Origin of the sequence: Mesobacillus boroniphilus JCM 21738 (genome assembly GCF_000517385.1) — a bacterium.
Lineage (GTDB): Bacteria > Bacillota > Bacilli > Bacillales > Cytobacillaceae > Mesobacillus > Mesobacillus boroniphilus.
The window spans coordinates 13,619-27,974 of record NZ_BAUW01000051.1 but is presented as its reverse complement, the minus strand read 5'-3'; the positions used below and the strand labels follow the sequence as shown (position 1 = coordinate 27,974).

Sequence of the window (14,356 nt, the reverse complement as noted above, 5' to 3'; positions counted from 1 at the left end):
AAAAAGTTTTATACTTTCTTATAAGAAAACAAAAACCGCTGCCATACAGCTTGGCAGCGGTTCTTCGTCTTATTGTCCCGGATTATTGCTTGTCCGTGGAAGGATTAATATCTCTACCCGACGGTTTCTTGCTTTGCCCTCGAAGGTATCGTTTGTAGCCACTGGCTGGAATTCCCCAAAGCCCTTGGCGCTGAACCAGCGCGGGTCAAGCTGTTCATTTTTTAAAATGATTTTCATGAATTCGACAGCACGCATGACGCTTAGTTCCCAGTTGGATTCATAGTCTGCGGTCCTGATTGGCACATTGTCTGTGTGTCCGCTGATGATGATATTCCGCGGCGGTTCCATGACCAGCAAGTCCGCAATTTCGTTGGCGATATTCATATCGGATGTGCGCACCTCCGCCCTGCCTGATTCAAACAGGACATTGTCACGAATCGTCAGCAGCAGACCCTCATCCGTCAGCTTCGTCTCCAGTTTATCTGTCAGCTTTTTTTCTTCTATATAAGAATTGACCTTCTGCTGAATCGCCAAAAGCTCCATTTGATCCTTGGCAACATCGGCCTTCTCCTCGTCATTCTTTTCGACATCTTCCTTGCGCTCATCCGGCGATTCCATTTGTCCCTCAGGCATTGGGCTCTGGAACTCAAACACCCCTGTCCCTCCGGCAAATACATCATTGAATGCCTTTGAAAGCTGCTGGAACTTGACGGCATCAACAGAACTCATCGCAAACAGAACGATGAATAGTGCCAGCAGGAGGGTAAGAAGATCCGCATACGGTATCAGCCAGGACTCATCCATATGCTCTTCGTGATGCTTTTTCTTCCTTTTCCTACTCATCCTTCGCCACGCCGCTTTCCTCAAGGATCAGTTTCCGTTCGCCTGCAGGCAGATAAGAAGCAAGCTTCTGCTCAATCACTCTTGGTGCTTCCCCTTCAAGGATTGAGAGAATTCCTTCTATCATCATGTACTTCACTTGTGCTTCTTGCTTTGATTTCCTCTTCAATTTATTGGCGAATGGATGCCATAAAACATAACCAGTGAAAATCCCCAACAATGTCGCGACGAATGCCGCACTGATCGCTTTTCCCAACTCGTCGGTATTATCCATATGACTTAGCGCCGCAATCAAACCAACTACCGCTCCAAGAACACCAAGTGTCGGGGCATAAGTGCCAGCCTGTGTAAAAATGGCCGCTCCGGAAAGATGGCGTTCTTCCATCGCTTCCACTTCTTCTGTTAAAACGTCCCTGATGTAGTCTGCACTCTGGCCATCCACGGCAAGCGATAAACCATTCTTTAAAAATTCATCATCGATTTCACTTGTCTTCGCTTCAAGTGCAAGCAAACCTTCCTTACGAGCCAGCTGGGCCCATTCAGAAAATAAACGGATCAATGACGGTAAATCCGCACTTTCCTGTTCCTTGAATAAAATCTTGAAAAGCTTGGGCACCTTCTTCAATTCTTTTGCAGGAAAGGCAATTGTCACCGCTGCAACAGTACCCACCAATATAATTAAGATCGCTGCCGGATTGGCAAGGGCGGCCACACTTACACCTTTGAACACCATCCCGATTCCTACCGCAATGATCGCTAATATGACACCAATGATCGACGACTTATCCATGTACGACTCCCCTGTCTGCTTTACTTCTATTTGTGTCTCTAGATTATAACTGTCATAATATCTCTTTTTATTTCGACATATTTTAAAAAATCTTAAGTGATGGCGACTAAAAATAATTTTTCGCAAACAATAAAGATTCAGATTTTTTATGCCGATATAATAAATATAAATACAAAGAACTTCTAAGGAGGCTTTTATGTGGAGGCTATTCAAAATCTCAACAGACAGGATACGAAAAAGAAAAACATCTTGATGCTCAGCACTTATTCGGTATCCTTGATTGCGACAGCTGTATATACTCTCATCGAAAAAGAACCAATTATTAAAACGATGGTTTATGTAAGTGAATTATCATTTTTTGTCCTGTTTTTCCTGATCTTCCAGCTTTGGCTTAAGAAGGAGTCATGGTTCCCTTATGCCGCTTTTGCTGCTATTTTCATTCATCACTTCTTTTATATCGGAATGTTCGGAGGAAATGGTGCATTTTTGCTCGTCCTTCTGTTCCTGGCGGTCTTTTCAGCCATCCATTTTGATATAAAAATCTTTGTTACCGGATTCAGCCTGGGCCTTGTTGCCGTTGTCATGAACACCATGCTGGCGACAGAGAACCAGGACTTTTTAAGCAGCACCTTCACGGCGATTTTACTTTGTTATATTTTGATCGGCGCCGTCCTGTTCGTCTTGATCCGTTTGAACAAGGCTGCCTTTAAATCGCTGGAGACCTTCCTTGCTGATTCTGAAAACGAAAAGGCCCGTAAAGAGCAGCACAGCGCTTTGCTCCATGGTGAACTCCTTGTCGTAACGGAGAGTCTTGGCAAAATCAACGAGCAAATCCAGACACACCTTACCTCTCAGACAGAAATGAAAATCGCCGTAAATGAAATTTCTGCTGGCAGCCAGGTGCAGACGGAACAAATCAATCAAATCTCGGAGAATGCAGAACTGACGAAGCAAAGAATGGATGAAATGTCGGATATGTCTGTCCTGCTCTCTGACAATACTTTGCAGGCAGCTAAGGCTTCCGAAAGCGGCTCTGTAAAAATCAACGAGCTTCAGGGCGACATGAAAGAGCTTGCTGCTTCGATCTCCGAGCTGAGCCAGACATTCTCCATGCTCACGAAGAAAATCGAGGAAACAAATGGATTCATTGTCAACATCCGCAACATTACGGAGCAAACTAATCTGCTTGCCCTCAATGCCTCGATTGAAGCCGCACGCGCCGGAGAAGCTGGCAAAGGCTTCTCAGTCGTTGCCAACGAAATCCGCAAGCTGGCGGAAATGACAAAAGAAACTGCAATCCAGATTACCGAGAACCTTACTTCTGTCAATGAAACAAACTCTTCAGCTCTGGAAAAAATGAACGACAGCAGCGAAAAGCTGGCAGAAAGCCGTTCCGCAGTCGAAGAGGTTTCCGGTTTCTTCGCAGAAGTCAGCGGTACACTTCGTGAGCTGACAAACCAATTTGGCCAATTTGAGCTAACCGTCAGTGATGTCAAAAACCAGACAGGTGATGTCGAAGCATCAACACGTGAGTTAGCTGCCATTATCGAGCAGGCAACCGCAGGCCTGGAGGAAATGAATGCAACGATTGAAACATTGAACGACGATAACGAGACAATCGCAGCATATGTCAGCCAAACAGCAGCTGCTGCAGAAAAAATCAAAACGCTCGGAGCGTAAAAAGAAAAGCGCAAGCGCCTTGTTCAGCCCCTCGAGGCGCTGGAGCTGGACAATTCTCGATGTGAAATTTTATAACAGAAGGGCCAGGCTGGATATACTCCGCCTGGCCCTTTACTTTTATAAAAGCTTTTTTTCTATTTTCCGTTCATAATTTTTAAACAGGGATGAATTTGTTTTAGCTCCCCGACTCGACATGATTTTATTGTACCTAAGAAGCTTCTGGCTAAGTTCCTGGTTCAGCCTGTTTTTCTCATCTGGATTTTCACAGGTGCGGATCAGGTCTTCGATTGACATCACTTCCTGCCTTAACCGCTGTTCTTCCGGAGAGAAACCGGCATTTTTCAGCATTTTGTAGGCCATTCTCAGATCCTCTGGAACGGCTGACATATCTTCCAGGTTCAACGGTTTCCCGTAGCCAGGCAAATTTTCAAACTCTCCGTCCCTGTAAGCACGCTTGATTCGATCCTCCGACACCACCATTGAAAAATCCATCTGAACCACTCCACATCATTAATTTCAGTATTTCTACTATCATTATATTACTTAAATCCAGTATTTTCTAATTTAATATTTGGCAAAAGAATATTTTATTACACTAAAGGTTTAAAGAGTTAGCAGGCAGGCTATTTAGTATGTAAAATAATTACACAACAAGGGGTGTCAACTAATGATTATTGGGGGTATTGGATTCACTCTGATTTCGGCCGCTTTTTTCATGGGACTCGTAGCCTGGTATTCTTATATAAAGACGAAAGGCGAAGTCAGTGATTCTGCAGGCTATTTTCTAGCAGGACGAGGCCTGACGGGCGCTTTTATTGCTGGTTCCCTCCTGCTCACGAACCTTTCTGCTGAACAGCTGGTCGGCCTGAATGGACAAGCTTACAGAACCAATCTATCCAACATGGCATGGGAGGTAACCGCAGCTTTCGCGATTATTATCATGGCCACCTACCTGCTTCCGAAATATCTAGGCGGGAACTTTACCACGCTTCCTGAGTTTTTAAGCAAGCGATTTGATGAAGGTGTCAGACAATATACCGTCCTGCTATTTATGCTAGGATACATACTCGTTACCGCACCATCTATGCTATATTCAGGTGCCCTAGCCGTATTGCAGTTATTCAACGTTCCTGAGTTGTTCGGAATTTCCTATGAAGCTTCAGTCTGGATCGTCATTTGGATCATCGGAATCATAGGTGCGATTTACGCGATTTTCGGCGGCCTTAAAGCAGTTGCGATTTCTGATACTTTGAATGGAGTCGGCTTGATCATCATCGGTTTGCTGGTGCCGATCCTTGGCTTAATAGCACTGGGTGACGGCAATATCGGAGATGGGATGAAGCAAATCGCCACAACCAATACTGAAAAAATGAATTCAATCGGAACAGAGAAGGATTCAGTACCATTTGGGACGATTTTCACCGGAATGATATTCGCTAATCTCTTCTACTGGGCTTCGAACCAATATGTCATCCAGCGAACCCTCGGCGCAAAAAGTCTTGCCGAGGGGCAGAAGGGCGTATTGATTTCTGGCTTTTACAAACTGCTTGTGCCGCTGACGATGATGATTCCCGGTGTCATCGCCTTTCATATGTATGGTGATGGCTTGAAGTCCGTCGATCTCGCCTACCCTTCATTGATATCTGATGTATTGCCGAACTGGATGTCAGGTTTCTTCCTGGCCGTCCTGCTAGGTGCCGTCTTAAGTTCATTCAATTCGTTATTGAACAGCGCCGCGACGATGTTCGCACTCGACATTTATAAAGCACGCTTCAACAGTGTAGCAGATGACGGGAAATTAATTTCGGTAAGTAAAATAGCTGGGACACTGCTGGCTATCGTGTCATTGTGCATTGCTCCGCTACTGATGAACGCACCGGAAGGATTATGGGATTTAATCAGAAGATTCACAGGCTTCTTCAACATTCCAATTATCGCGATTTTGCTGGTAGGGATTTTTACAAAACGAGTCCCTTCCCTTGCAGCAAAAGTCGTGATTATCTTCCACGTCATCACCTACTATATGTCGTCTGGGGCACACAGCACCTGTTCAGTTTTGTTGTTCCAATCCATTTCATCCACATTTACGCAATTCTATTCGTGGTTGAAGTCGCCATCATGCTCGCGATCGGATTCTGGAAACCGAGAACGACGCCATATACCTTCCGCTCCGAAGCAGCTGTCGACATGGTGCCATGGAAATACACATTGCCTGTATCTGTGATCCTGCTTGCGCTCGTTGCCATCCTTTATGTTGTATTCTCCCCAATCGGTTTGGCATACGCCGGCGGTTATGTATCTCCAGCATTTTGGCCAGTAATACTGGGTATACTCGCAGTTACAATCGCGTTATCATTTGTGGCGGTTAAAAAGTGGAACAAAGCCTATGCCGGGTATCTGCAGAAGGAGAATACCGTAATTGAAAGAAACGGTGGCCCAACAGCAGAGTTCCAGCCTACCATGTACAAATATTAATAATTATCAAAGACCTATTAGAGTTCTGATCTAATAGGTCTTTTTGTTTCAATCTTTTAACCAGTAAGGAACTCTTATTAGACATTTCGCTCTTGCTCTTTCCTTGAAATGTCCATTAAATCTCTTTTATTAGACATTTCGTTCCTGTTCTTCCCTTGAAATGTCTATTAAACCTCTTTTATTAGACATTTCGCTACTGCTCTTTGCCTGAAATGTCTATTAAACCTCTTTTATTAGACATTTTGTTCTTGCTCTTTACTTGAAATGTCTAATAATGCGAATATGCTTAAAAACAGAAATAAGGCGTCTGGCTAACCAGACGCCTTTCATTATTGATATCCCTTTGCGCTTTCCTTTAGGATTTTGTCCTTGAATAGTGTATAACTCCAGGACTGATAAGCTATGATGATTGGCACGAAAATGACCGCAACGATGAACATGATGGTCAGGTTGAGTTTGCTTCCGGCGGCATCGAAAAGGGTGACGCTATAGGCGCTGTCGATTCTGGATGGCAGCATATTCGGGAACATCCCGACGAAGCCGAAGGCCATTTTTGTAAAAATGGTCACGCAAACTGCCGTAAAGGCATAACCGATTTTCTTTTTAAAAATAAAGTATGCTGCCGCTAGCATCGCAGACAGTGCGATAACCGGTACAATCCAAAGGACTGGGTGCTCTGAGTAGTTGTTGAGCAATGGAGTCCTATTTACAGTTGCCAGGAAAAACAGTGACAACACTGCTGGGGCCACACCAGCTAAAATTCGTGAAAACCTGTATGCTCGTACCGCAGTTTGCCCAGCTGTCTTCAGCTGAATCCATAAAGATCCTGATAGCAGAAACAAGGAGACAAACAGCAATCCTCCCAGAATTCCGTAGCCGTTCAACAGGCTGAACAAATTGCCTTCATAGCCATTGGCGCCGATCAATAATCCGCGGTACAAGTTGGCAAAGGTCACTCCGAATAAGAAGCGATCAAGAAGCTGCCGTTGAAAAAGCCCCATTTGCATGCTGCCTGCCAGAGCGGATTGTCATCCTTATGCATGAATTCGAGCCCTATAGCTCGGATGAACAAGGCGATGAGCACCAGGAATAACGGTGTGTACAAAAAGCTGAACATATCGGCATAGACAGCCGGAAATGCCGCGAATGTCGCTCCCCCGGCGGTAATCAGCCAGACTTCATTCCCGCCCCAGAATGGACCAACTGCCTCCTGGAGCTGGTTGCGCTCCTGGCGGTTTTTCGCAATGAACGGGAACAGCATTCCAGTTCCAAGAGTATATCCATCGAGGATAAAATAAACCGTCCAAATCAATCCCCACAAACCGAACCAAATGATTGCAAGTGTATCATGAGACATGCTTCACGCCTCCTTCGAGTCCATATTTAACCTCTGATTCAGGACCTTTTTTCGCGTATTTGATGATCAAATAAACATCTGCTATCAGAAGAACCGTATAGAAAATGACGAGCGCCGCCAAAGAGAATACCACCTGGGACAACGCGATTGGCGATACACCCTCCGATGTTTTCATCAAACCATACACAACCCATGGCTGTCGTCCCGCCTCTGCTACCATCCATCCGGCATTGATCGCCAGGTACGGAAGCAACACAGAGTAAAGAACCAGCTTCAAGTACCGAGGTGAGTTCTCTAATTTATTTTTCCGGTAAAGATAAAAACCGTACCACGATACAGCCATAAAAAAGACTCCAAGTGCTACCATGACCCTGAAGGCATAAAAGACCAGTTCCACATTCGGCCGTTCATCCTTGGGGATATCCTTCAATCCAGTGACTTCCCCATCAAAGGAGTTTGTATAGAAGAAGCTGCCCAGCTTCGGTATGCTGATGGCCTCAAAAGCATTGCGCTCGTTTTCCTGGTCGGGAATCTGGATCAAATGGAATGGCATATCCTTCTGTGTTTCCCAGACGGCCTCCATCGCTGCGCCTTTTGCCGGCTGCATTTCAGCTGCGAACACACCGGACTGGTGGCCGATGAATGGCGTCAAAGTTGCCGAAAACAACGCCATCGCCAAACCGTACTTAAATGACTTTTTATAAAATACTGTTTCATTTTTCCTAAGCAGATGATAAGCACTGATCGCCATCATGAAGAACGCTCCGACAATATAAGCACTCACAACTGTATGTACGAACATATACCAGGCATACGGATTGGTGACAAGCTCTGAAAAGCTTTCCAACTCGACACGGCCATTGTTTAGGACATAACCAACTGGATTTTGCATGAAACCATTTGCTGTGATAATCCACAGCGCGGAAATATTCGTGCCAAGGGCCACCATCCAAATTGAAAACGCCCGCAGCTTCGGTGAAAACTTATCCTTGCCAAAAAGCCAGATGCCCATGAAGGTCGATTCAAGGAAAAAGGCGACCAGAGCTTCAATCGCAAGCGGCGACCCGAAAATATCTCCCATATACTTTGAGTATTCGGACCAGTTCGTGCCAAATTGGAATTCCATCGTAATGCCGGTAATCACGCCAAGCACAAAATTGATGGCAAACAACTTTCCCCAATAGTCCGCCATTCGTTTATACGTCTGGTCAAGGGTACGCGCATACTTTGTCTCCATGATGGCGACGAGAATGACTAAACCAATCGTTAATGGCACAAATAAGAAGTGATAAAACACAGTAACTGCAAACTGGATCCGGCTTAATATCAGGACCTCTTCCATCTTCGGTTCCTCCTAATTTATCTTTGTGAAATTCTTAACATAATCTCAATTCTATTTTAAAAAAACTTTGTGAGTGATATCGAAGATTTTTGTAGAGAATTTGTGACAATTTTATCGGCGAATTGTGATGCTGGTCACAGACAAGCACGAAAAACGCAAGCGCCTTGATCAACCCCGACTTACGCTGGACCTGAACATAAAAACAGGCCCTGTTTAACAGAGCCTGCTGGTTTAAATATTCCCGATATTGGATGGGTCTGTACTGACTCCTTGCTGGCCGGGCACCCAGTTCGCCGGCACACCTTTGCCCGTTTGCTTGGCATACTCGAAAGCCTGCAACATCCTTACGTGCTCAGGAAGATTGCGGCCGACATTCCTGGGATAGGTAAGCTTTGCCCTGATAATGCCCTCCGGATCGATGAAAACCGATGTCCTGAAGCAGGCTCCGGCCGTTTCATCCAGAACACGATAAGCACGGCTGATGACTTGTGTCCTGTCACTTACCATTGGATACGTAACATTCTTCAATGACGGAGAAGTTTCCTTAAACACCTTGTGCGAATAAACACTATCTGTGCTGATGGCCAGCAATTCAGCCCCCAGCGACTGGATATAAGGGTAAACAGCGGCGACCGCCGCCAATTCTGTCGGTCAGACAAAGGTAAAATCGCTTGGGTAGAAAAATAAGATCACCCATTTTCCCCGATAATCCTCAAGGTTAACCTTTCTAATGTCACCATTAATCAAGGCATCTGCTGTAAAAAGCGGAGCCTGGTCATCACGGTTCGCGCAAAAAACAGTCGGGCACTCAACCAAATCTTGAGCGTACAATTTTTCGTCCATTTAAGCCGCCCTTTCTTTCGTAAAAATTTGTATCTATACAATCATATGCAACTGATTTTTTATATTTCAGGTCCCAACAGGAAAAACTACTTTGGATAAGAAAGGAGGGTTCATGAATGAGCAGAGGCAAAGAATTCAACCACAAGAAAAAGGGCCATCCCGGTGACCTGCCATCAGGTGCACTAAAAGCAAAGCGGCCTGAGACCGAAGCGCAGGAAGATGAGGAATTCCTCGTCGTCCAGGAGGCGTTCAAAAATCGTGTAGAGGAAGACGAAGTGTAAATATTGCAGGACCTGGCGCACAATCGCCGGGTTCTTTTTTTGATTGAAACCTTTTCCTAAGGTAATCGTATATGTAGTCATTCACAGCTTTTTAACAGCCGGATATAAAAATTGAGGAGGAATATAAATATGATCGTAACTACAACTTCGACTTTGCAGGGAAAGGAAGTCGAGAAATATCTAGGAATAGTTTCAGGGGAAGCAATTATGGGTGCAAATGTGGTGCGCGACTTCCTTGCAAGTGTTACTGATGTGATCGGAGGCAGGAGTTCGGCTTACGAAAACAAACTGGCAGAAGGCCGGGAAATTGCGATTCGCGAGATGGAAGATAAAGCCCGCCGAATGGGTGCTAATGCCGTAATCGGTGTCGACCTTGATTTTGAAACATTAAGGGAAGGCATGATGATGTGCATCGCTACGGGCACAGCGGTTTATGTAAAAGAGTAATACGGTAAGGTCCTAGCTCAGCGCCAGGACCTTTTTTGATGCTATAGCTGAATAGACATTGTTACGTTTTCTCGAACCCGAAATTCTTAATTCAACTTTAAACCTGTCGCTTTTAAAAATTGGCAAGCACAAGTCCATTACCGACTACGGAGTCATCCTGCCGCTCAAAGCCAAGATTTCCGTAAAGCTTCACAGCCGGAGTGTTCGCTGCCCCGGTTGAAACAATCATTTCAGAGTACCCAATATGTTCTAATTGAGCGATTAGCTTTTGAGCAACTCCTCTGCGGAAAAAGTCTGGGTGAACCATCATACGATAGATATCGATTACTTCCCCTTCTTTTTTAAAGGCTGTTTTCGTAAAGAGTGTTGTTAAAATCCTAAAGCCGATTTTAACGTCATATACGGCCATTTTGCAGGTCGGTATTAAGTTTGCATGCTCTTTTCTCACAAAAGTGTCAACTTTACGAAGAAAAATAGGGCATTAAATTCTATTTTGTAGTCAAATAGCAACAAAGTTTGAGAAAAGAGCCTTTTTAAAAGAGACCGCCCCAGCGAGCCTCCTGGAATTCCCCACTTGCCTGTATCAGTCCTTAGCTGAAGCAGTACCTCATACTGCCTATTAAAAACAAGCACAGCAGAGCCCACCAAAATGAATGGCCTGGTGCCTATAAGTATGCGGATTTCTTTTATATAGTCGCTCATACTCTCCCCCATTACCAAAAATCTCTTATTTCCTTTATACTAAATAAAGCATAAGCAAAACTGTTTCGTTTTGAAAGGAGCAATCATGAAATCATTAGTACTTGCAGAAAAACCAAGTGTTGCCCGCGAGCTTGCGCGTGTACTTGGCTGCAATAAAACTCATAAAAGCTATTTCGAAGGGAATCAATATATCGTCACCTGGGCGCTTGGCCACTTGATTGAATTGAAGATGCCCGAGAATTATGACCCAAAATATAAAGTATGGAAGCTAGAGGAGCTGCCGATCATCCTGATAAAATGGGGCTGAAGGTGATAAAGCAGACGAGCCATCAGTTCAAGGCAATTGAGCATCTTGCTGAACGCAAGGATGTCGGCGAATTCATCATCGCGACTGACGCTGGGCGTGAGGGTGAGCTTGTTGCCAGATGGATTCTCCAGCGCATCAACTGGAAGAAACCAATCAAGCGACTGTGGATTTCATCGCAAACAGACCGCGCCATTAAGGTCGGTTTTAAAAATCTTAAACCTGGAAAGCAGTTTGAAGACTTGTATGAATCCGCTGTCTGCCGCGCTGAAGCTGACTGGCTGATCGGACTGAATGTTTCGAGGGCTTTGACAACGAAATTCAAGGACCCCCTATCTGCCGGCCGTGTCCAGACACCGACACTCGCGATGGTTCTGGAACGTGAAGATGAAATCAATAAGTTCGTGCCGAAGGAGTACTGGACAATCCAGCGAAGGTCGGCTCATTGAATGCTGAATGGGAAAATAAAGGCGAAAAACGGATTTTTTCAAAAGAAAAAGCAGAACAGATTCAAAAGAAGCTCTCCAATAAGAAAGCTTTGTTGAAGTCACTGGATCGCAAGCAAAAATCAGAACCTCAGCCGCTTCCTTATGACCTGACAGAACTGCAGCGTGATGCCAATAAACGCTTCGGCTTCTCTGCCAAGAAAACATCCAATGTTCTGCAAGGTCTATATGAGCAGCATAAGCTCGTCACCTACCTAGGACGGATTCACGTTATTTGACGACCGATATGGAAGCGACAATGGCGGACCGCCTGCAGGGAATCATGTCAGGCTATCGTGACGAAGCGAAGCCTGCCCTTGCCCAAAAAGGAAAAGTCCAGGCGCGCCGCGTGTTTAATAATGAAAAAGTAACCGACCACCATGCGATCATCCCGACAGAGGAACGGCTTCACCTTGCTGATTTATCACCGGATGAACGGAAGCTATATGATTTAATCGTCCGCCGATTCCTGGCTTTATTTTACCCGGCTTATCAGTATGAAGTGGTTCATGCCAACTTCGATGTCGAAGGAGAATCACTGTCAGCTCGGGAAACGAATATTCTTGAGCTCGGTTTTAAAAAGGTTCTTGGAAAAGACGATGATGAAGCAGGTACCCAATCACTGGGACACCTGGAAAAAGGCAAGAGCTACCCAGTTGGCCAGATTACTATGAATAAAAAGATGACCGAGCCGCCGCTTCGCCTATCTGAATCGGATATCCTTGCAAAAATGGAGAAATTCGGACTTGGCACTCCAGCAACACGGGCTGAAATCATTGAGCGGATAATTTCGTCTGAGGTAGTGGAACGCCAGAACGGCCGCCTCTATCCAACGAAAAAAGGCAAGCAGCTCATCGACCTGGTAAACGATGAACTGACTTCCCCAGAACTGACGGCAAAATGGGAAAAGGAACTTGAAGAGATCGCACGCGGCAAAGGTGATCCTAAGGCTTTCAAGAAACGAATCCGCGAGCAGACCGCTCGTCTTGTATCAGAAATCAAGACGAGCGACAAGACCTATCGCGCCCATAACCTGACTGGCTCAAAATGTCCTGAATGCGGGGAGTTCATGAAGGAACGAAAGACAAAGGACGGACGCATCCTCGTCTGCTCAAGCGCTGAATGCAATTTCCGCAAACATAAGGACCCTAAGCTTTCGCAAAGACGCTGTCCTCAGTGCCACAAACGGATGGAAATCCACAACGGCAAGGCAGGCGCATACTTCCAGTGCCGCCGCTGCAATGTCGTTGAAAAGGCCGAGGATAAGAAGAAAAAAGGCGTATCCAAACGGGAGGAGCGCAAGCTGAAGGAAAAATACTCACCATCCCAGGAAAATTTCGGTACCAGTCTCGGAGACTTGCTGAAAGCTGCGATGGAGGATAAGGATTAAAATAGTTGTGTCAAAAGCGGCCATTGTGTGCCGCTTTTTCATTTGCGATGATGATTGAATTTATCTTGTAAAAAATTCCTTAGAAGTAGTATGATATTCGTTGTTGTTATTTAGATATAAAAGGAGAAACATCATGAGGATTAGGGATTGGGATCGCAACTTGAAGATTCGCTTGTTTGGCGAAGCTTTAATGAATATAACATTTTGGATGTTTTTCCCGTTTTTAACGATATATTTTGCTGAAAGTTTCGGGAAAGGCAACGCGGGGTTCCTGCTCGTCTTATCCCAGGTCTTTTCGGTATTCGCCAATTTGATGGGCGGATATACCGCTGACCGGTTCGGGCGCAAACGGATGATGGTGATCTCAGCTTTTGGCCAGGGAATTGCCTTCCTTGTTTTTGCCTACGCGGTTTCACCATGGTTCACCTCGCCGATGCTCGGGTTCATCTGCTTTACGCTCGTCGGTATGTTCGGCTCCATTTACTGGCCGGCCAGCCAGGCGATGGTTGCGGACGTGGTCCCGGAAAAAGACCGCAGCAGTGTATTCGCGATTTTTTATACACAGATCAATATCGCCGTTGTAGTCGGCCCGATTCTCGGAACCATTTTTTATGTAAAATATCGGTTTGAATTAATGATAGCAGTAGCGATTATCTCCATCCTGCTTGCGCTTGTCCTCGCAAAATGGACGCGTGAAACGGTACCTGCTTCAGCCAGGCAGGCACGTGCGGAGAATGGAAAATGGTATGACTTCCTAAAGGATCAAATTGCCGATTACAAGGTCATTGTCCAGGATAAAATTTTTCTCATGTTCATCATCGCAGGGATTTTAGCGGCTCAGACGTTCATGCAGCTTGATCTGTTATTCCCTGTTTATACAAAGGATACAGTGCATAATCAAACCGTGCTCGAACTCGGCAGCAAAGTATTCACAGTAAATGGCGAGCAGGCATTTGGCTTAATTTTATCTGAAAATGGCTTGCTGGTTGCCCTCTTTACTGTCGTTGTAACGAGATGGGTGACTCGTTTCCGCGAACGGAATGTGTTTGTTTTGTCATCGCTCATTTATGCAGTCGCGATATTGATGTTCGGTGCCACGAGCTGGATTTGGGGGCTGATTGCAGCAATGGCTGTATTCACATTGGCTGAACTGATGACTGCAGGTTTGCAGCAAACCTTCATTTCCAACCTGGCACCTGAACAAATGCGCGGCCAGTACTTTGCGGCCGCTTCATTGCGATATACGATTGGCAGGACGATCGCGCCAATCAGCATTCCTTTGACTGTTTGGATCGGCTATGGCTGGACCTTCACAATTTTGAGCATTCTCGCCGTTTTAAGCGCGGTGCTGTTCTGGGTGATGTTCCGGATGTATGAAAGTAGGAAGGCAACAGGGATTTCATGAGAATGACAGTTCAGA

At 45.4% G+C, this 14,356-nt stretch carries 10 protein-coding genes and 3 pseudogenes; 6 read left to right on the top strand and 7 right to left on the bottom strand.

Features of this window, described 5'->3' with window-relative positions:
- Positions 1–69: 69 nt before the first annotated feature.
- Together motB and motA are read right to left on the bottom strand one after the other, a co-directional pair.
- On the bottom strand, positions 70–843 hold the full coding sequence (gene motB / locus JCM21738_RS13950; RefSeq protein WP_023625737.1) for a flagellar motor protein MotB: 774 nt from the start codon (positions 841–843) through the stop codon (positions 70–72).
- Positions 836–1,630, bottom strand: coding sequence for a flagellar motor stator protein MotA (motA, locus tag JCM21738_RS13945; RefSeq protein WP_023625738.1), 795 nt, complete (start codon positions 1,628–1,630; stop codon positions 836–838). Before motA ends, motB begins: the two co-directional genes overlap by 8 nt.
- A 198-nt stretch (positions 1,631–1,828) precedes the next feature.
- Here motA and JCM21738_RS13940 point away from each other — a divergent pair, with 198 nt between their 5' ends.
- Positions 1,829–3,310: a methyl-accepting chemotaxis protein gene (locus JCM21738_RS13940; protein ID WP_023625739.1), complete on the top strand. Its 1,482-nt coding sequence runs from the start codon at positions 1,829–1,831 to the stop codon at positions 3,308–3,310.
- Between the two features lie 117 nt (positions 3,311–3,427).
- Here JCM21738_RS13940 and JCM21738_RS13935 read toward each other — a convergent pair whose 3' ends face one another.
- Complete coding sequence (locus JCM21738_RS13935; RefSeq protein WP_023625740.1) at positions 3,428–3,802, bottom strand: DnaJ family domain-containing protein; 375 nt, start codon at positions 3,800–3,802, stop codon at positions 3,428–3,430.
- Between the two features lie 175 nt (positions 3,803–3,977).
- On the opposite strand from JCM21738_RS13935, the pseudogene JCM21738_RS13930 reads away from it, so the two are divergent.
- A pseudogene (locus tag JCM21738_RS13930) lies at positions 3,978–5,785 on the top strand (solute:sodium symporter family transporter).
- A gap of 329 nt (positions 5,786–6,114) precedes the next feature.
- Here JCM21738_RS13930 and cydB read toward each other — a convergent pair.
- The 3 genes and pseudogenes from cydB to JCM21738_RS13915 form a co-directional block, all read right to left on the bottom strand.
- Positions 6,115–7,142, bottom strand: a pseudogene (cydB, locus tag JCM21738_RS13925) (cytochrome d ubiquinol oxidase subunit II).
- Positions 7,132–8,484, bottom strand: coding sequence for a cytochrome ubiquinol oxidase subunit I (locus JCM21738_RS13920; RefSeq protein ID WP_023625743.1), 1,353 nt, complete (start codon positions 8,482–8,484; stop codon positions 7,132–7,134). Before JCM21738_RS13920 ends, cydB begins: the two are co-directional and overlap by 11 nt.
- A gap of 231 nt (positions 8,485–8,715) precedes the next feature.
- The gene (locus JCM21738_RS13915; RefSeq protein ID WP_232215871.1) at positions 8,716–9,327 is read right to left on the bottom strand and encodes a peroxiredoxin; all 612 of its coding nucleotides are present in this window, start codon (positions 9,325–9,327) and stop codon (positions 8,716–8,718) included.
- A 116-nt stretch (positions 9,328–9,443) separates the two neighbouring features.
- On the opposite strand from JCM21738_RS13915, the gene JCM21738_RS24790 reads away from it, so the two are divergent.
- Both JCM21738_RS24790 and JCM21738_RS13905 read left to right on the top strand, forming a co-directional pair.
- Positions 9,444–9,608, top strand: coding sequence for a hypothetical protein (locus JCM21738_RS24790; RefSeq protein WP_023625746.1), 165 nt, complete (start codon positions 9,444–9,446; stop codon positions 9,606–9,608).
- A gap of 129 nt (positions 9,609–9,737) precedes the next feature.
- Positions 9,738–10,055 (top strand): YbjQ family protein, encoded by a 318-nt coding sequence (locus JCM21738_RS13905; protein ID WP_023625747.1) that lies wholly within the window; start codon positions 9,738–9,740, stop codon positions 10,053–10,055.
- 112 nt (positions 10,056–10,167) lie between these two features.
- On the opposite strand, the gene JCM21738_RS13900 is transcribed toward JCM21738_RS13905, so the two are convergent.
- Complete coding sequence (locus JCM21738_RS13900; protein WP_023625748.1) at positions 10,168–10,503, bottom strand: GNAT family N-acetyltransferase; 336 nt, start codon at positions 10,501–10,503, stop codon at positions 10,168–10,170.
- A 339-nt stretch (positions 10,504–10,842) separates the two neighbouring features.
- Between JCM21738_RS13900 and JCM21738_RS13890 the strand changes: the two are divergent.
- Positions 10,843–12,936, top strand: a pseudogene (locus JCM21738_RS13890) (DNA topoisomerase III).
- A gap of 133 nt (positions 12,937–13,069) precedes the next feature.
- Complete coding sequence (locus tag JCM21738_RS13885; RefSeq protein WP_023625751.1) at positions 13,070–14,341, top strand: MDR family MFS transporter; 1,272 nt, start codon at positions 13,070–13,072, stop codon at positions 14,339–14,341.
- Positions 14,342–14,356 lie beyond the last annotated feature (15 nt).